Origin of the sequence: Neoaquamicrobium sediminum, assembly GCF_040970315.1 — a bacterium.
GTDB classification, from domain to species: domain Bacteria; phylum Pseudomonadota; class Alphaproteobacteria; order Rhizobiales; family Rhizobiaceae; genus Aerobium; species Aerobium sediminum.
In genome coordinates this window covers 1-17362 of the sequence record NZ_JAZHFV010000009.1, presented here as the reverse complement: position 1 = coordinate 17362, position 17362 = coordinate 1, and the positions used below count along the sequence as shown (strand labels likewise).

Here is a 17362-nt window from a genome sequence, read left to right as displayed (position 1 = left end):
AAGGTGTTGCCGTGCGTTGTCGCAGATCACGCTCGTGGCAAAAGCAGGGCTCATCCTTTCAGCACCACGCAGCTTTCCAGGGGCAGCGTCACGTCGACCGGGTCGCCGGCCTTGAAAGGCGTGCGCTCGCGGGGCGTTGTGATGGCCATTACGGTCGTGCCGCCGACATCGACGAAGGTTTCGATCGTACCGCCGAGGTCGCGCACGAAGCTGACCGTGCCGGCGAACATGCCGCTGCCGGCTGCCACGAGCTGCACATCCTCGGGTCTGATCGACAGCTTCCCGCCTGCCGACCGCGTCGCCATCGCAAGGCTGGGCATGGCGCGGCCGAGCAGTGTGCCGTCGGCACCGACGGTCAGCAGGTTGGTCGAGCCGATGAAGTCGGCGACGAAGGCGTCGGCCGGTTTCCGGTATATTTCGACGGGCGGTGCAGCCTGCCTGATGCTGCCTTCACCCATGACGACGACAAGGTCGGCCATCGTCATCGCCTCGCGTTGGTCGTGGGTGACGACGATAGTGGTGATCCCGAGCTTCTGCTGAAGCTGGCGCAGTTCCACCTGCATGGCCTCGCGCAGCTTGGCATCCAGTGCGGAAAGCGGCTCGTCGAGAAGGAAGAGTTTTGGCGACAGCGCGAGTGCGCGGGCGATCGCCACCCGCTGGCGCTGCCCGCCGGAGAGCTTTGCAACCGGCCGTTCCGCATAGCCCTGCAGCGAAATCATGTCGAGGAGTTCCGCGACGCGCTTTTTCTGCTCGGCCTTGCCAATGCCGCGTATGCGCAGCGGATAGGCAATGTTGTCGCCGACGTTGAGATGCGGAAACAGCGCCAGCGACTGGAACACCATGCCGAAATCTCGTTTGTGGGTCGGGATCGGCGTAACGTCGGTGCCGTCGAGCAGGATCGTGCCGGTCGACGGCTCCTCCAGACCGGCGATCATGCGCAGCAGGGTGGTCTTGCCGCAGCCGGACGGCCCCAGCATGCACACGAACGTGCCATGCGGTATCGACAGCGACACGTTGTCGACGGCTGTGAAATCACCGAAACGCTTCGAGACGTCCTGCAGCGCGAGACCGGACATGGGATTTCCTGCTTGTGGTCCGCCGAATTGCGGAGTGCTTATACCGGCGGAGTCTCCTCGCGCCATGGCGCGAGGAGCTTAACCTGTGTCGTAGGAGCCTAGCCAGCGATCATCTCGGTCCACTTCTGGTTCAGCCAGTCAGACTTCGATGTGTATAGATCATAGCGGGGGATAATCGGGTCGATGTCGGACGATACGGCGGCGAACTCCTCGTCGCTCAGGTCGAGGAGGTCGCGCGCGACAGTGGGTGCGGTGCCGACCTTGCGCGACATGAGGGCCTGGATATCCGGCTGGCTCATATAGTCGATGAAGACATGCGCTTCCTCGCCCTTCTCCGAGGCACGGGAGAGCGCCCAACAGCCGGAATCGAGGATACCACCTTCCTTCGGGAAGGTGGAGCGAACCGGATTGCCATCGGCCGCGGCGAGGCCCGTCACGTCGTGATAATATTGGCCCATCGGGATTTCGCCCGACTTCAGCGCCTGCTCGAACTGCGCCTCGTCGCGATACCAGAGCCGCACGTTGGGCTTCACTTCCGCAAGCTTCTCGAAGGCCGCGATCTGGCCTTCCTCGGTGTCGAGCGCGTTGGTGCCGCCCATGTGCGTCTTGGCCGTCACCTCCAGCAGGAAGGAGTTGGAGACCAGCGCCAGCAGGCCGAGCTTGTCGGCATTGGCCGGGTCCCAGAGTGCCGCCCAGCTTTCCGGCGCTTCCGGGTAGGCGTCGGTATTCGTGACAAGCGTTATGTACCACGCCACCGCGCCGATGCCCGCGACGCGGCCATCCGGATATTTGTTGACGAACTGATCGAGCAGGTTGCCGGCATTTTCGAGCTTGGAGGTATCGATCGGCGTCCAGAGTTCGGTCGACTGGCCTTTCAGCATCGCCACCTGGGACATCATGGAGAGGTCAGCCGGCGCCTGCCCGGCGCGGGCGGCCTGTTCGAGCTGCACCAGCCACGCCTCGCCGGTGGGTTCAGCGACGGATTCAACGGCAATGCCGGTTGCCTCGGTGAAGGCCGGGAACACGTGCTTGTCGAACGAATCCTTGAAATAGCCGCCGTAGACGCCGACCTTGATCGAGCGATCCTGCGCGCGCAGGATCGACGGCATCGTCAGGATGCCGGCGGTTGCCAAACCGGCGCCAAGAACGGCACGACGGCTGACCGCGGAATTCAGAAGCTTCCTCATCTGTTGTTCTCCTCTGTTGGCTGTCGGAACTCTACGGCTCCGATCATTTTGACTGGCTGCGGTTATCTTAGGTCTTTCAGGCGGTCTTTCCAGTGACGGCCGGGCTGAACACCATCAGGCTCAATATTTCGAACAGTACCTGTGCGCCCGCTTGGGCGGTGTTGGTCGTCGCGTCATATTGCGGCGCGACCTCGACGACGTCGCCCCCGACAAGATTGACGCCCTTGAGCCCGCGGATCAGCTCCAGGATTTCACGCGTCGTGGGGCCGCCGATCTCAGGCGTGCCGGTGCCGGGTGCAAAGGCCGGGTCGAGGCTGTCGATGTCAAAGGACAGGTAGGTCGGGCCGTCGCCGACCACCTGCTTGGCCTTCTCGATGATCGCGGCAATGCCCATCGCCGGCATTTTCTCGGCGTGGATCACTGTCATGCCCGCCTCGTAGGAGAACTCCCACAGATATTCGGCCGCGCCGCGAATGCCGATCTGGATGGTGCGCGTCGGGTCCAGAACTCCGTCGAGCACGGCGTTGCGGAACGGGCCGCCGTGATGGAACTTGGTTCCGTCGAAGGCGCCGCCGGTGTCGCAATGGGCATCGATATGGATCATGCCGACGGGGCGATCCCTGCCGACCGCCTTGAGGATCGGGTGGCTGATCGAGTGGTCGCCGCCGACGGAGAGCGGGATGACGCCGGCCGACACGATCCGCCCGACATGGTGTTCGATGTCTTCGTGGCTCTGCTCGAGCCTGTAGCGGCTGCGGAACGGCACGTCGCCGATGTCTGCTACCTTTAGCTCGTAGACGGGCGCGCAGTCGAGCACGTGGTTATAAGGCCCGATGCGCTCGATGGCGCGCAGCGCGCGCGGGCCGAAACGCGACCCCGGCCGGTTGGTGACGCCGAGGTCCATGGGCATGCCGACCATTGCAACCTGCAGGTCACCGAAATCGGGGTTTGACGGATCGATCGGGTGATAGGGAGCGTCGAGCAGGGTGGGCAGTCCGGCATAGGGCGCCATGCGGGTTCCGCTTGCGGAGAAGATGCGGTCCGCGACGCGCCGGAAACGCGGATCGAAGATGTCGCCACCATGGCCTTCGCAATATTTCGCCTGCAAGGCAGCGAGCCGTTCTCCGGTCCAGGTCACGTGTGCATCTCCCAATCAGCAGTCCGCGCCCTTCAGTTCCCAAGGCGCCGTTTTCCCGCAGTGGGCTGATCGTGATGCAGAAATATTGAAAACTCAATTGATATTGTTGTACGTCATCTTGTGAGAAATGCTCACATGGAAACGTTCAAGCCCATGGTCAAACGCTTGCCGCCGCTTAACCCGCTCCGCGCCTTCGAGGCGGCGGCGCGTCATGGTTCGCTGACGCGGGCGGCGGGTGAGCTCAACGTGACCCATGGCGCGGTGAGCCATCAGATCAAGGCGCTCGAAGCTTCGCTCAACGTGCGCCTGTTCGAGCGTGTCGGCCAACGCATCCGGTTGACGGCACATGGGGCGGAGCTGTTGCCTGCCGTGTCCTCCGCGTTCGACGACATTGCAGCCGCCACTGCGCGGATGACGCGGCCGACGAGCTCCGGCGCGCTGTCGGTTGCCTGCGTGCCGGCTCTACTGTCGTTCTGGCTGTTGCCGCGGCTTGGCAGCTTCACCGCGCAATTTCCTGAGGTCAGGCTTACCTTCGATGCCTCCAACGACGCGCAGTCGATCCGCTCGCCGGAGATCGACGTGTCGATCCTTTATGGCGACGGGGGCTGGACGGATTGCTGGCTGAAGCGCTGGTCGCATCTTGAACTGTTCCCGGTGATGAGCCCGACACTGATGAACAGCCGCCCGGTGCGAACAATCCGGGACCTCTCCAGCCACGTGATGCTGCATGCCGATGATGGTCGCGAGTGGCACCAGTGGCTGGCGGCGGCCGACGCACTCGACCTGTCGCGCGGGCCGCAGCACCATTTTTCAGACGCGAGGCTGGCGATCGAGGGGGCCATGCACGGCCACGGTATCGCGCTGGGCGACACCATGACAGCGGCGGCGCTGCTTGCGAAGGGACAACTCGTCGCGCCCTTCAACCTCGCAGTGCCGGCCGCCGATGCGTTCTATGTCGCCTGTCGCAGCGATCTCAGGGCGGCGCCGATCGTGAACGTCTTCATCGACTGGCTTTATGCCGAACTCGAGGAAGACGGCGCGCGCGCCGAGCCGCAGACCTCCGCCCGGCGCACCTTGCGGCGCGGGTCCGAGGAGGCGCGCAGCAAACGTGTATCGGCGCCGAAGCCGTCGAAGATCAGATGACCGAGGATTCATCCATAATGACGAAAACCCGCTTCAACCCGCTTGTCGAACAGCTTTCGCCGCCGCCGATCCCGTCGGTGCAGGCTTGGGCGCGCGCCTATGACGGCGCATATGGGCCGTTGATCGACCTTTCGCAGGCGGTGCCCGGCTATCCGCCGCACCCGCAGCTCTTGCAATGGCTTGCAGAGGCAGCCGGTTCTGCTGCTCTTTCGGGCTATGGTGCGATCGAAGGCGACATGGCGCTGCGCACGGCCTATGCCGAACATGTGTCCAAGGCCTATGGCGCGACGGTTGCCGCCGGCAACGTCCATCTCACGGCTGGCTGCAATCAGGCGTTCGTCGCCGCTGTGATGACGGTTGCCGGCCCCGGCGACACCGTGCTCATGACCAATCCGCGCTATTTCAATCACGAAACGACGCTTCAGATGATGGGCGTGCGGGCGCGTTATGTCGATTGCCATGCCGAGGCGCATTTCGTGCCGAAGCTTGCCGATATCGAGGCGGCGCTGGCTCCGGATGTCAGGGCGCTTGCGCTGGTTTCGCCCAACAATCCGACCGGAGCGGTCTATCCGGCAGAGCTGCTTGCAGAAGTGTTTGCCTTGTGCCGCGAGCGCGGCGTTTGGCTGATCCTCGACGAGACCTATCGCGATTTCATCGCCTCGGGCGAAACGCCGCCGCACGGGCTGCTGGGATTGGATGGATGGCAACACACGCTGATCCAGCTCTACAGCTTCTCGAAATCGTTCTGCATTCCGGGGCATCGTCTGGGTGCTATCACGGCCGGCGAGGCGGCTGTGACGCAGATTGCGAAGGTCATGGACAATCTGCAGATCTGCGCGCCGCGCCCGCCGCAAAGCGCCGTGGCGAAGGGGCTGCCGGCACTTGGCGACTGGCGGGAGGCGAACCGGTTGGAGATCGAACGGCGGGCGCGGGCCATGGTGGCTGCCTTTGCCAGGCTGCCTGACTGGGAAGTGCAGGCGATCGGCGCCTATTTCGCCTTCGTGCGTCATCCTTACGAAGGGCAGGGTGCTGCCGCCATCGCCGAAAGGCTGGCGCGGGACCTTGGCATCGTCACCATCCCCGGCAGCTATTTCGGCCACGGGCTGGAACGACACCTGCGCGTCGCCTTCGCCAATGTCGATGTCGACCAGATCGGTGCAGTGGCGCACCGGCTTGCGAACGCGACGCGGTAAAGCGTCATCCCGGAAGCCGGAGCGCAGCGAAGGCTATCCGGGACCCATCGAGCAGCGCGGCCGGGCTGAGGGTTCTCGCGCCGACGCCGGCATATGCCACATCCTGAACCGGCTCGCGCCACACGATTTTGCGGCCAATGGGTCCCGGGTCGGCCCTCGCTTCGCTCGGTCGCCCGGGATGACGGCTGCGCTAAATGTGAAGGGCGTGGCCGAGCGCCTTGAGGGCTGCTTCCTGGAAACCTTCGCCCTGGGTGGGGTGCGCGTGGATCGTGCCGGCGATGTCCTCCAGCCGCGCGCCCATCTCGATGGCCAGTGAGAAAGCGGCCGAAAGTTCCGAGACCCCGCTGCCGACCGCCTGAATGCCAAGCACCAGATGGTTGTCGGCGCGGGCGACGACGCGCACGAAGCCGCTTTCGCCGAGCAGCGTCATGGCGCGACCGTTGGCCGAGAAGGGGAACTGGCCGACCTTGATCTCGGCTCCGCTCTGCCGCGCCTCCTCAGGCGAAAGCCCCGCCGACACGACTTCCGGATCGGTGAAGCAGACCGCCGGGATGCAGCTCTTGTCCCAGCTTCTGCGGTGGCCGGCAACGATCTCCGCCACCATCTCGCCCTGGGCCATGGCGCGGTGCGCCAGCATCGGTTCGCCGGTGACGTCGCCGATCGCGTAGATGCCGCGCATGGAAGTGCGGCACTGGTCGTCGATGCGGATGAACGGCCCGGTGCGGTCGACGTCGATCTCTTCCAGCCCCCAGCCTTCGACGTTGGGGCGTCTGCCCACCGTCACAAGCACACGGTCGGCTTCGATCCTGGTTTCGGCTCCATCCGATGTCTCGACCAGCAGGGCGTCGCCCTTCGACGACAGTCCCTTGGCCTTCGCATCAGTCAGCACGGACACGCCGAGTTCGTCTAGACGTTTCGCGACCGGGCGTGTCAGTTCGGCGTCGTAGAGCGGAAGGATGCGCGGTTGGGCCTCGACGACGGTGACCTTCGCGCCCATCTTGGCAAATGCGGTGCCAAGTTCGAGACCGATATAGCCGCCACCGACCACGGCGAGCGCCTTTGGCGCCTCCTTGAGCGCCAATGCCTCCGTCGAGGATATGACCTTGCCGCCAAAGGGCAGGAACGGAAGCTCGGTCGGCAGGGAGCCGGTTGCGATGACGATAGTTTCGGCGCGGATGACCTGAACGCCGGTTTCCGTCTCGACCTCGACAGTCTTGCCGTCGCGGAACCTCGCCCAGCCCTGAAGCGACTTCACCTTCGCCTTCTTGAGCAGGCCTGCGACGCCTGTGTTCAGCCGGCCGACGATGCCATCCTTCCAGGCCACCGTCTTCTTCAGGTCCAGCGTAGGTTTGGACAGGCCGATGCCGAGCGGGCTCGTGCCCTCGGCCATCTCGGAAACCTTCAGATATTCGTCGGCGGCGTGGATCATCGCCTTGGAGGGAATGCAGCCGACATTGAGGCAGGTGCCGCCTGGCTTGCCGGCCTCGACGATGACGGTATCGATGCCGAGCTGGCCGGCACGGATCGCGCAGACATAGCCGCCGGGGCCAGCGCCAATCACGAGCAGCTTGCAGGAGATTTCCTTCATCGCATCAGTCTCCCACGAAGATCAACGCCGGGGTTTCCAGCAGCGCCTTGATGCGCTGTACGAAGACCGCTGCATCCCAGCCATCGATGACGCGGTGATCGAAGGACGACGACAGGTTCATCATCTTGCGGGGGATGAACTGCGAGCCGTCCCATACCGGTCGAACCATCATCTTGTTGACGCCGATGATCGCCACCTCCGGGTGATTGATCACGGGCGTGGTCGCGACCCCGCCCATGGCACCGAGCGACGTGATGGTGATGGTCGAGCCGGAGAGTTCCTCACGCGTCGCCGTGCCTGCCTTGGCAGCATCCGCAAGCCGGTTGACCTCGGCCGCGCTGTCCCAAAGGTCGCGCGCTTCGGCATGGCGCACCACCGGCACGACGAGACCGGACGGGGTCTGCGCCGCGATGCCGATGTGGACGCCGCCGTGGCGATGGATGACACCGGCCTCGTCGTCATACAGCGCATTCAGTTGCGGCTGTTCGGCGATCGCCTTGACCATCGCGCGCATCAGGAAGGGCAGGAGCGTGAGCTTGGCCCGGTCGGGGCGCTTCGTGGCGTTCAGCGAGGCGCGCAGATCCTCCAGCGCGGTGACATCGACCTCCTCGACATAGGTGATGTGGGGGATGCGCGACTTCGCCAACGCCATCTTCTCGGCGATGCGGCGGCGCAGCCCCACCACCTTGATTTCCTCCACAGAAGTGTCAGGCCGCAGCCCAGTGACGACTGGTTCGCGTCCGCGCGCTATGAAGACGTCGAGATCCTCGTGCGAAATGCGACCGGCGGGGCCGGTGCCCGGCACCTGACGCAGGTCGATGCCGGCCTCTTTGGCGCGCAGCCTGACGGCGGGTGAGGCAAGCGGGCGCTCGCCTTCCGGGCGCGGCGCGCCGGTCGGGGTTGGGCCGGCAGCCGTCGATTTGACGGAAGCAGGCGCCGGTTTCTTCTCGGTGGCCGGTGGCGCGACCGGTTCAGCTTTTGCAGGCTTTGCCTCGGGTTCGGCGGCGACGGCTTTGCTTTTGACCTCGGGCGTTTCGTCCGTCGGCTCAGTGCTTGCTGCTGCATCGCCTGCGACATCGATCTTCACGATCGGTGAGCCGACGGCGACGGTGTCGCCGATCTCCGCGCCGAGCCAGGCGATCTGGCCTTCAACGGGCGAAGGGATTTCCACGGTGGCCTTGTCGGTCATCACCGCAGCGATCACCGTGTCCTCGCGGACGAGATCGCCGACCTTCACATTCCATTCGACAAGCTCGGCTTCGGCCACGCCTTCGCCAACATCGGGCATCTTGATGACGTGTTCGGCCATCTACGCCTCCATCACTTCGAGGAGCGCTTCGCCGACGCGCTTCGGCCCGGGGAAATAATCCCATTCCTGCGCGTGCGGATAGGGGGTGTCCCAACCGGCCACGCGCACCACGGGTGCCTCCAGATGATAGAAGCAGTGCTCCTGCACCAATGCGGCGAGTTCCGCGCCGAAGCCCGACGTCAGTGTGGCTTCGTGGATCACCACGCATCGGCCGGTCTTCTTGACCGAAGCCGTGATGGTATCGAGGTCGAGCGGCAGCAATGTTCTCAGATCGATTATCTCGGCATCGATGCCGGCTTCTTCCGCCGCTGCCTCGGCGACATACACCATCGTGCCGTATGCAAGCATCGTGACGGCCGAGCCTTGGCGCCTGATCTCGGCCTTGCCGAGCGGTACGGTGTAGTGATCGTCCGGCGCTTCGCCCAGCGGATGTTTGGACCAGGCCGTCACCGGCCGGTCGTGATGGCCGTCGAAGGGGCCGTTATAGAGCCGCTTCGGCTCGAGGAAGATGACCGGATCAGGGTCTTCGATCGCCGCAATCAGAAGGCCCTTGGCGTCATAAGGGTTGGACGGAACCACGACCTTGAGACCGGAGACGTGCGTGAACAGCGCTTCGGGGCTCTGGCTGTGGGTCTGCCCGCCGAAGATGCCACCGCCGGTCGGCATGCGGATGACGATCGGACAGGTGAACTGGCCGTTCGAGCGATAGCGCAGGCGTGCCGCCTCGGACACGATCTGGTCGTAGGCCGGGTAGACGTAGTCGGCGAACTGCACTTCCACGCAGGGTCTCAGACCGTAGGAGGCCATGCCTATCGCGGCACCCACAATGCCAAGCTCTGAAATCGGCGCGTCGAAAACGCGGGTCTTGCCGTATTTCTGCTGCAGGCCGGCCGTGCAGCGGAAGACGCCGCCGAAATAGCCGACGTCCTCGCCGAACACGACGACATTGTCGTCGCGCGCCATCGACACATCCATGGCGGAACGGATCGCCTCGATCATCGTCATGCGCGGCATCGTCAAACCCCCGCCTTCTGGCGCTGCCGGCGCAGATGCGGCGGCATCGTCTCGTAGACGCCTTCGAACATGTCGCGCGTCGAAGGCTTGCCGCCCGAATGGAGCGTGCCGTGCTTTTCCGCTTCCTTCTGCGCCGCGATCACGGTGTCGAGGATTTCCGCCTCGGTCTGCTTGTGGCGGTCGTCGGACCACAGGCCCTTGACGATGAGATGGTTCTTCAGCCGGATAACCGGGTCGCCGAGCGGCCAGACGTCGGATTCCGTCTTAGGACGGTAGGCCGACGGATCATCCGAGGTCGAATGCGCGCCGACGCGATAGGTGACGTATTCGATCAGCGTCGGGCCAAGATTCCGGCGGGCCCGCTCGACGGCCCACTTAGCCACTGCATGGACGGCCAGATAATCGTTGCCGTCAACACGCAGGGCCGGGATGCCGAAACCGAGACCACGCGCTGCAAACGTGCCTGAGCCGCCGCGCGCGATGCCCTGGAAGGTCGAGATCGCCCACTGGTTGTTGACGATGTTGAGCACGACGGGCGCCCGGTAGGTCGATGCAAAAACGAGCGCGGCGTGGAAATCGCTCTCGGCCGTCGAGCCGTCGCCGATCCAGCCTGCCGCGATCTTGGTGTCCTGCTTGATCGCCGAGGCCATTGCCCAGCCGACGGCCTGAATGAACTGCGTGCCGAGATTGCCCGAAATCGAGAAGAAGCCGTGATCTTTCGACGAATACATGATCGGAAGCTGGCGACCTTTCAGCGGGTCCGCCTCGTTCGAATAAATCTGGTTCATCATGTCGACCATCGGATAGCCGCCTGCGATCAGCAGGCCGGCCTGGCGATAGGTCGGGAAATTCATGTCGCCGTCCTGCAGGGCCTTGCGGAAGGCGCAGCTCACGGCTTCCTCGCCCATGTGCTGCATGTAGAAGGACGTCTTGCCCTGACGCTGGGCGGTTTGCATGCGGGCATCGAAGGCGCGCAGCGTCATCATGTGACGCAGGCCTTCCATCAGTTCTTCGTCTGTGAGGGTGCCGGCCCAGGGACCTACGGCCTCGCCATCGCGGTTGAGCACGCGAATGATCGAATAGGCGAGATCGCGGATCTCTTTCGGGTCGACATCGACCGGCGGCCTGGCAACCGAGCCGGCCTTCGGGATCACGACTTTCGAGAAGTCGGGCGTGTCGCCCGGACGCACCTCCGGCTCCGGTACATGGAGGCTAAGCCTCTCTGCTTCGGCCATTGTCGTCTCCTCACCAACCCAAGCTCCGGATCAGCTAATGTAAAGCAAACCGTCTTGTCTACAGGGGTCCAACTGGCGCCGAGGCCCGTCGTTTCAAGGGAAGCGCGCCTCCAAATGGCGGAAATTTAGGTTCATTTCCCGACAGGATGGCGCGGCTTCACATTTGTTGCCGAACGAAAGCCGGCAACGAACGGATCATGTTTTTGACCTGAGGAAAGTCAGGCGTGAAAAAAGATGCAAATTATTGTTTTGCGGCGAAGCGGCTGGCTTCTTCCGGGGTCACCACGCCCTTCTTGAGGATGATGTTTGCGTAAAGCGCCTGCTCGCCTGTGGCGACAATAAAGGCGGCGCTGCCCGCACGTTCATAGAAGGCGAAGCGTTCCAGCGGCTCGATCATGAACGGACCAGCTATGCGATCGACGATTTCTTGAAAGGCGAGGCATATCGGCGGAACGATCTGGGGGGTGTCCACCATCTCCATGCGCCAGGCAGCGGCGGGCGCGAATGTGTCCAGCGGCAAGTGAGTTAGCACGGCCTCAAGCAAGGGTGCCGCGCCAAGACCGTCAGCCCGCACAACCTTCGGCCCTACCGTCGCCGCCGGGAAGTTCGCGTCGACGATGGCGATCTCGTCGCCGTGTCCCATCGTGGCGATTGCAAACAGCAGGTCGGGGCCCAGCAGGGGGTGTATGTCGCGCAGCATCCGAACGTCCTCCCTCAGAAGGCCGACAGAACACCCGAGAACGGTGGGGCATGCAAGCTTTTGCTATTGCTTCGCCCTGGCCTTCTGCTCACGCACGAAGATGAAGAGCCCGGCGCTGACGATGATCGCCGCGCCAACCATCATGGCCGTGCGGGGGACGTCGCCGAAGACCAGCCAGCCAAAGACGATAGCCCAGAACAGCAACGTGTACTGGAAGGGCGCGATGGTGGCGGCATCCGCAAGTTTGAATGCACGGTTCACGCAGATATGCGCGACCATGGCCACAACACCCAGAAGCGCGAGGAGCCCGAAGTCGAAACCCGTAGGCGTCACCCAACCAAAGGGCGCAGTCACCAACCCGACAACGCCGGCGCCGACAAGCTGCCAGAAAACAAGCGCGGTGTCGGCGGTGTCGCGAAGCGCGCGTGCCGACAACATCATGAACGCAAAGCAGAATGATCCAGCGATCGATATCAGCGCCGGAGCCGTCAGCGTCGCCGCCGATGGTTCCAGGGCCACGATGACACCGGCGAAGCCGATGAAGATTGCCGTCCAGCGCCGCCAGCCCACCTGCTCGCCAAGCAGAAACGGAGACAGCGCAGCGACATAAATGGGGGCCGCCAGCCAGTAGGTCATCACATCGGCCAGAGGTAGCGTGATGACGGCGAAATAGAAGCAATAGACCTCTGCCGATGACAGGATCACGCGCATGGCCTGCATGCCGGGCCGTTGCAGCGACAAGAGGGGTCGAATGCCGCCCTTCCACAGGAACGGCCACAATATCAGCAGTGCTGCCGCGCTGCGGATCAGCAGGACCTGCCCGACCGAATAGGTTGCCACCAGCCATTTGCCCAGCACGTCGTTGAGCGCAAACAGGAGGATGCCGATCAGCATGACCACCATGCCCAGCCTCGCCGTCGAGCGGGGTTCGGTGAGCTGGACAGTGGAGGGGAAGGTGCTCATTGGCTGGACGGGTTCCGTTGGCGCCAAAATTGTCAGCTTTGCGCGGCGCTCCATGCTCCGTTCCAATAGCAGAGCGCCACGGCAGGCAAGCCCGCAATTCGGTCAATCGGCATCTGGCAGAGCATTTGCAGCCCGTGTGGGCCAGCCTCGCCGCATAAGGTACTTGCGTCGGGAGCTATTGGTCGTCCATGTCCGAGCGCGCGGCCTTCAACAGCGCTTCCAGTTCGCGAACGGCCTGCTGCGTTGCCTCTGCTCGCGAGAGCCCCTCGTCTGACGATTTCGCTTCGGTGCCGGTAGCCACGGACTTTTCCTCGGGCTTGCCGAAGTCCTTCTTGGGATCGATAGTCTTGTCGCGCGCCGCATAGGTGGACGAGGCCTGTCCGGTAGCAAAGGTCACCCGGCTGGGCCGGCTGCCCTCATAGGCGATTGCAAAACCATTGCCGCCCATCACCGCCTGCAACACCTCGTTCAAAGAGCCCTGGAAACGGCCGGTCACCGTACTTCCATCGTAGATACCGTTTATGATTTCCAGGTCGAACTGCTTGCTGATGGTCGCGACGATATCGGCGCGGCCAGCATCGGTCGCATCAACCGTCATCGTTTCCAGGCTTCCCTCAATGGTAAATTCCGCCCGTGCGTGCCCGACAGGCTGAAACGCCAGGCAGACAAGAGCCAGCAGGAATGTTGGCGCAGGCTTTGGCAAGGAGACCAACTCCGGAAAACGTGCGGTTCGACGTTTGCAAAGTACCGAATCGGCGACGGGTTGCATAGGATGTCGCCCTATTGGCTTTCGGGGAAGCGCATGAAGGCGCGTGCGTGGTTGCTGTCCAGCACGGCCTCGAATGGCTCCACGCTCGTCAGGGTCCATCCGTCCCGGCTTTCGCCGCGCCGAAGGCTGAAGACGCTGTTGTCGTAACTGACACGGAAGAGCGCGCTGCGAAGCCTTTCCGAACGTACGACACCAATGAGCTGCCACTGGGGCGCCTGTTCCGGCGTCGCCTCAGGCAATTCAGGATCCGGTTGCGGTTGCGGCTCGGGCGTTGCCACCGGGGTCGCGGCAATCCGGGCGGGCGGTTGTCGGTCCGGTGAAAACAGAGGGCGCTCGCGCAGTGCGACATAGTCTTGAGCCAATCTCGAGCCGACCGCGCGGTCGCTGCCGGTCTGCGCCAAGAGCGGCACTGGGACAAGCAGAAGCAGAAAGGCAATTGCGACGGGCTGCAGCTTCATCGGCTGTTCAAAGCTCCCGGATCCAGAACGCGGAAACGCCGAGCTGCAAATTGAGTGCGCGGTCGGCCCCGGGATCGACTGCAGCGTCGAATGCACCACCGGCCGAGCGGTTGGAGCGCAGCGTCACGGTATCGACGATCATCAGCGGCAGGTTCGTCTCCAAAGCATATAGCAGATCGGGTAGCGTTTGTTCGAGAACCTCGACGCTTGCCTCGAGATGCAAGCGCATCAGCTCGCCATTCGTTTCCGTGGCCACGCCTGGGACTTGTTCGCTCTCACGAATGTCGAGCGAGCGCACCAAAGCCCCGGAATTCTCGACGAGCCGTGTAAAATCACGCTGAAATTCCGCCGAGGCAAGACCTGATGTGTCGCCCGCGATGAGCCTATTTCGTGAAACAGCGCCCCCGGCGGCCGCGTCGCCGCCGCCCGCAAGCTCGGCTGCCCGCGCTTCCAGCATGCGCGTGCGCTGGCGTAGCTCGACGACGGCTCCTCGCTGGGCTTTGACTGTCCACACGGAGTCGACAATGACCACCACGGCCGCGATGAGGATCATCGCGATGACCGCAAGGCTCAGCAGGCGACGGTCGAGCCAGGTTCCGGGTGCGCGGCTCATTTCAACTCGCCTCCGGAGCGGATGAGCGGTCGCGTCTCAAGCGTGAAGAGTGACGAGCGCTCGTCTTCGCCCCGTACAGCCGGGCCTATCAGCGCGCTGTCGGCGAAGCGGCCGGAGGATTCCAGAGCTGTAAGAACATCCGGCAGGTCGTAGGTTCGCCCGGCCAGTCGCAATTTCCCTTCAGCCAGCGCGACTTCGGTCGCAAAGGAATGGACAGGCAGTGCCGCAGCCAGATCGTCCAGCGCGCCAATCGCGCTGATCGCATCGTTCTTGATGTCGATAGCCGCCTGCTCGGGCGCGGTGCCCGCGGTCTGTGGCGCCATAAATTCGCTTATCGTCGCCCGTGCCGCAGCGGCTCTGACTTCCAGCTCTGCCTGCTGGCCGGATCGATACATGCCGTTGGCGACTGTGACCCCGAATGCGATAAGCATTGAGGCGATCGCGGTCGACAGCAAAAGGCCAAGCCCCAGCTTGATCCGGCCAAGAGTCGCGGCGCGCCCGGCGCGACGCGGATAAAGCATGATGCGTGTTCCCTGCTGTGCCTGTGCTACCAGCTCGGTGTGCCGCGCGCCGGCGGTGTCGAGCAGGTCGATCACCGGAGCAACGCGCGCTTTGGGAAGCAGCGCTATATCCACGCGCATGCGTCTCGTGGCGCTGTCGGTTCCGGCTACGCCGTGCCCGTAGAGCATGTCCTGAACGGGCAGCGGGGAAAGCGAAGCCACACGCGCGGCGACGATGCCTTCGAGGTGATCGCCTGCCTCCTGCGGCAGTTCGATGCGGCGCTCGATGACCCATGCGCGCGGCGCGACAAGCACCACGCGCTGCCCCTTGACCAACGTCGAGAGCGTTGTCGCCTGTGCCTGCTGGTCGCCGCCCGGCTGCAGGGGCAACGATGCCTCCGCAGCACCGCCTTTGCCAGCACCCCGCAAAGCGATGCTGCTTCCGTCCTCGGCAAGACGCGCCTCGATGTCGGTGTGGCGGCGACTTGCCTGCCATCGTTCGGCAATCAGCGAAGCCGGCCCTTCGAGCCAGTTATCCAGCACCTGCCACGCGGTGCGGAGGACCTGCTGCATCAATTGTCTCCATGCGACGACGCATCCGTTTCTGCTTTTGCAGGACCGGTCAGTCTACTTCCTCTGTCGCGTTGCGCCAGTCAAGCACGCGGTAGGGCACGGTGTCGCTGCCGGCGATCAGGATCAACGCTTCGTTGGCCTGCGTGTAGCCGCCTGGAAGAACCACGTTGAGTTCTGCGCGCCAAACTTGGGAGCGCGTGGTGGTATGCAGTTCGCTCTCTGCAAGGATTGCATCGAGCTGTGCCTGGGAAATTCGACCGGCGCGATGAGCGACGATTGCATTGCGGATAGCGCGCGGCAGGTTGGGTATGGCGCGAAGAAGCGCGTCGTCGATGCCGTCGAGCCGTACGCCCTCAAGGCCGGATGAGACGGTAGCGTAACGCGCAGCCCGAATGGCGACGGCGGCCGGCATGTCGGGCAGCAATGCAAGCTCGTCGATCGACTGCAGGGGGCCGATCGGCGATCGGTCGGCTGCCTCGCGCATTTCAACCAAAGCCTGGGTCAGCGTGCGGGCCTGAGCGCGGTTGGCGCCCGCGGCTATCAGGACGCCTTCGACAAGATCGGGTGGCGCGCGATTGAGATCGACACGCAGAGCTTCGTTGCGAAGCGAGGCGCCGGCTATGCCAGAGGCCAGCGACACCTCCGCATTTGCTTCGTAGCCTATACGGCGAGGGCCTTCGGCTGGCGCTGCACGAACACGGGCTGCCGCCATTGCGAGGCCGGCATCGGCGAGCGTGCTTGCAATCGCCTTGTCTTCGGTCATGCGCACACTTTGAGTGACGCTTTGTATGTGAACGCTAAGCACGACCGCGAGCCCCGACAATAGTACCGCGATCCAGAGGACGCCGACGAGGATCGCGCCGCGGCGCGGATGAGGACTCGTGAACCGGTTTGCCGTTGAAATCATCTTCGAAGCTGATGCCTTTGCCGGCCTGTCGTCAAGGCAACGATCCGTTGTGAGCGGTTTTGCAGTCGGTGGGAATGGCTTCGGTCGAGACGTTCCCCCACTCTTGGCCCTCCAATGCCGGCTTGTGCGGCCGCCTTTTCATGCAATCGGCCGCCGCGACGTTAGACGTCACGGCGGCCGATCTGGTTGGTGCTCCGTCTAAAGCGGAGTGGTGCTACTGAGCAATGTCGGTCAGGCTGGCCGATTGGCGTGAGCCTGCTTCACAGCCTTCCTTACCGATGGTGCAGACCGATACGCTGGCGGTGCCAACAACCGCCGAACCCTGGCGGAAGTGGACGTAGAGCCGGGTGGCGGGATCGTAGGCGATCTCGCCGCCCTGATGCTCCACGAACGCCGCGAAGGTGACTGGCATGTTCGAGGCGGCCTCGAACGTCACCGAGCTTGCCCGCGCGCCGATGCAGGTGCTGGTCGCCGGGTCGGTCCGGCAGATCGACATGCCCGCAGGCAGTGCCGAAGCCGCACCGGCAACCGGCGACAGCGACAGCTCGGCCGTCAGCGTCGCACCCGCTCCGGCATTGTTCACCGCGACAGTGGTGAAGCTGCCGCCGCCTGCGGGGACCCGCAGGATGCCGTCATTGCTCGGTGTCACCACGGCGGAGACGAGTTCGGCGCGGTTGCTGCCGACCAGTGCTGCGGCAGGCTGAGACACCTGCTGCGAACGGGTCGCAACCGTGACATCGCCTGTATCGCCGGACTTGGTCGCCGATGCGCCGGCCGACGTGCCCTGCTGCAGCGGAACAGGTGCCGCAGCGAGACGGGCCGGAGACGGCGTGTCCGATGCGTAGGTGGTGACGCTTGCGGCAGAGGCTATCGGCTCGACCGGTGTTGCCTCAACAGAGTTTGCGCCGACCGCATAGGTGCCGCGACCCGGCTCGCCGCCCACGATGTTCAGGCGGATGTTGCCGCTGCGGTTGCCGTAGCCGGCGATCGCGATCT

At 64.0% G+C, this 17362-nt stretch carries 17 protein-coding genes; 2 read left to right on the top strand and 15 right to left on the bottom strand.

From position 1 onward, the window contains the following. Positions 1-50: 50 nt before the first annotated feature. From V1479_RS22330 to speB, 3 genes are all read right to left on the bottom strand, one after another. Positions 51-1076 carry an ABC transporter ATP-binding protein gene (locus tag V1479_RS22330; RefSeq protein ID WP_368804812.1) on the bottom strand — a complete coding sequence of 342 codons (1026 nt, stop codon included), beginning with the start codon at positions 1074-1076 and terminating at the stop codon, positions 51-53. A gap of 98 nt (positions 1077-1174) precedes the next feature. Then, positions 1175-2263 (bottom strand): ABC transporter substrate-binding protein, encoded by a 1089-nt coding sequence (locus V1479_RS22325; protein ID WP_368804811.1) that lies wholly within the window; start codon positions 2261-2263, stop codon positions 1175-1177. 76 nt (positions 2264-2339) lie between these two features. Next, on the bottom strand, positions 2340-3401 hold the full coding sequence (gene speB, locus V1479_RS22320) for an agmatinase (protein ID WP_368804810.1): 1062 nt from the start codon (positions 3399-3401) through the stop codon (positions 2340-2342). Between the two features lie 153 nt (positions 3402-3554). Here speB and gcvA point away from each other — a divergent pair, with 153 nt between their 5' ends. Then, entirely contained in the window at positions 3555-4544 is a 990-nt protein-coding gene (gene gcvA, locus V1479_RS22315) for a transcriptional regulator GcvA (RefSeq protein ID WP_368804881.1), read from the top strand. Positions 4545-4561: 17 nt separating this feature from the next. Continuing rightward, the gene (locus V1479_RS22310) at positions 4562-5737 is read left to right on the top strand and encodes an aminotransferase (protein ID WP_368804809.1); all 1176 of its coding nucleotides are present in this window, start codon (positions 4562-4564) and stop codon (positions 5735-5737) included. 190 nt (positions 5738-5927) lie between these two features. On the opposite strand, the gene lpdA is transcribed toward V1479_RS22310, so the two are convergent. The 12 genes from lpdA to V1479_RS22250 form a co-directional block, all read right to left on the bottom strand. Next, positions 5928-7325, bottom strand: coding sequence for a dihydrolipoyl dehydrogenase (gene lpdA, locus V1479_RS22305; RefSeq protein ID WP_368804808.1), 1398 nt, complete (start codon positions 7323-7325; stop codon positions 5928-5930). Between the two features lie 4 nt (positions 7326-7329). Further along, positions 7330-8634: a dihydrolipoamide acetyltransferase family protein gene (locus V1479_RS22300; protein WP_368804807.1), complete on the bottom strand. Its 1305-nt coding sequence runs from the start codon at positions 8632-8634 to the stop codon at positions 7330-7332. Next, positions 8635-9648: an alpha-ketoacid dehydrogenase subunit beta gene (locus V1479_RS22295; protein WP_173193080.1), complete on the bottom strand. Its 1014-nt coding sequence runs from the start codon at positions 9646-9648 to the stop codon at positions 8635-8637. A 2-nt stretch (positions 9649-9650) separates the two neighbouring features. After that, positions 9651-10883 carry a 3-methyl-2-oxobutanoate dehydrogenase (2-methylpropanoyl-transferring) subunit alpha gene (locus V1479_RS22290; protein ID WP_368804806.1) on the bottom strand — a complete coding sequence of 411 codons (1233 nt, stop codon included), beginning with the start codon at positions 10881-10883 and terminating at the stop codon, positions 9651-9653. A 241-nt stretch (positions 10884-11124) separates the two neighbouring features. After that, complete coding sequence (locus tag V1479_RS22285) at positions 11125-11583, bottom strand: RbsD/FucU family protein (protein ID WP_368804805.1); 459 nt, start codon at positions 11581-11583, stop codon at positions 11125-11127. Between the two features lie 63 nt (positions 11584-11646). Next, positions 11647-12546 (bottom strand): DMT family transporter, encoded by a 900-nt coding sequence (locus tag V1479_RS22280; protein WP_368804804.1) that lies wholly within the window; start codon positions 12544-12546, stop codon positions 11647-11649. A 175-nt stretch (positions 12547-12721) separates the two neighbouring features. Beyond that, the gene (locus V1479_RS22275; RefSeq protein WP_368804803.1) at positions 12722-13315 is read right to left on the bottom strand and encodes a hypothetical protein; all 594 of its coding nucleotides are present in this window, start codon (positions 13313-13315) and stop codon (positions 12722-12724) included. Positions 13316-13326: 11 nt separating this feature from the next. Next, positions 13327-13773: a hypothetical protein gene (locus V1479_RS22270; RefSeq protein ID WP_368804802.1), complete on the bottom strand. Its 447-nt coding sequence runs from the start codon at positions 13771-13773 to the stop codon at positions 13327-13329. A 7-nt stretch (positions 13774-13780) separates the two neighbouring features. Further along, positions 13781-14386: a type II secretion system protein GspM gene (gspM, locus tag V1479_RS22265; RefSeq protein WP_368804801.1), complete on the bottom strand. Its 606-nt coding sequence runs from the start codon at positions 14384-14386 to the stop codon at positions 13781-13783. Further along, positions 14383-15459, bottom strand: coding sequence for a hypothetical protein (locus V1479_RS22260; RefSeq protein ID WP_368804800.1), 1077 nt, complete (start codon positions 15457-15459; stop codon positions 14383-14385). Before V1479_RS22260 ends, gspM begins: the two co-directional genes overlap by 4 nt. A 49-nt stretch (positions 15460-15508) precedes the next feature. After that, a complete protein-coding gene (locus tag V1479_RS22255; RefSeq protein ID WP_368804799.1) occupies positions 15509-16222 on the bottom strand; it encodes a hypothetical protein in 714 nt (237 codons plus the stop codon). A 358-nt stretch (positions 16223-16580) separates the two neighbouring features. Next, positions 16581-17362 (bottom strand): hypothetical protein (locus tag V1479_RS22250; protein ID WP_368804798.1); only part of this gene is annotated, 782 nt, incomplete at its 5' end.

Excerpts from the sequence above, each read along its gene's own strand:
- V1479_RS22260 (WP_368804800.1), bottom strand. The coding sequence starts at position 15,459 with ATGCAGCAGGTCCTCCGCACCGCGTGGCAGGTGCTGGATAACTGGCTC.
- gspM (WP_368804801.1), bottom strand. The coding sequence starts at position 14,386 with ATGAGCCGCGCACCCGGAACCTGGCTCGACCGTCGCCTGCTGAGCCTT.
- V1479_RS22300 (WP_368804807.1), bottom strand. The coding sequence starts at position 8,634 with ATGGCCGAACACGTCATCAAGATGCCCGATGTTGGCGAAGGCGTGGCC.
- lpdA (WP_368804808.1), bottom strand. The coding sequence starts at position 7,325 with ATGAAGGAAATCTCCTGCAAGCTGCTCGTGATTGGCGCTGGCCCCGGC.
- V1479_RS22330 (WP_368804812.1), bottom strand. The coding sequence starts at position 1,076 with ATGTCCGGTCTCGCGCTGCAGGACGTCTCGAAGCGTTTCGGTGATTTC.
- V1479_RS22310 (WP_368804809.1), top strand. The coding sequence starts at position 4,562 with ATGACGAAAACCCGCTTCAACCCGCTTGTCGAACAGCTTTCGCCGCCG.
- V1479_RS22275 (WP_368804803.1), bottom strand. The coding sequence starts at position 13,315 with ATGCAACCCGTCGCCGATTCGGTACTTTGCAAACGTCGAACCGCACGT.
- V1479_RS22290 (WP_368804806.1), bottom strand. The coding sequence starts at position 10,883 with ATGGCCGAAGCAGAGAGGCTTAGCCTCCATGTACCGGAGCCGGAGGTG.
- V1479_RS22325 (WP_368804811.1), bottom strand. The coding sequence starts at position 2,263 with ATGAGGAAGCTTCTGAATTCCGCGGTCAGCCGTCGTGCCGTTCTTGGC.
- V1479_RS22285 (WP_368804805.1), bottom strand. The coding sequence starts at position 11,583 with ATGCTGCGCGACATACACCCCCTGCTGGGCCCCGACCTGCTGTTTGCA.
- gcvA (WP_368804881.1), top strand. The coding sequence starts at position 3,555 with ATGGTCAAACGCTTGCCGCCGCTTAACCCGCTCCGCGCCTTCGAGGCG.
- V1479_RS22270 (WP_368804802.1), bottom strand. The coding sequence starts at position 13,773 with ATGAAGCTGCAGCCCGTCGCAATTGCCTTTCTGCTTCTGCTTGTCCCA.
- V1479_RS22295 (WP_173193080.1), bottom strand. The coding sequence starts at position 9,648 with ATGCCGCGCATGACGATGATCGAGGCGATCCGTTCCGCCATGGATGTG.
- V1479_RS22255 (WP_368804799.1), bottom strand. The coding sequence starts at position 16,222 with ATGACCGAAGACAAGGCGATTGCAAGCACGCTCGCCGATGCCGGCCTC.
- V1479_RS22280 (WP_368804804.1), bottom strand. The coding sequence starts at position 12,546 with ATGAGCACCTTCCCCTCCACTGTCCAGCTCACCGAACCCCGCTCGACG.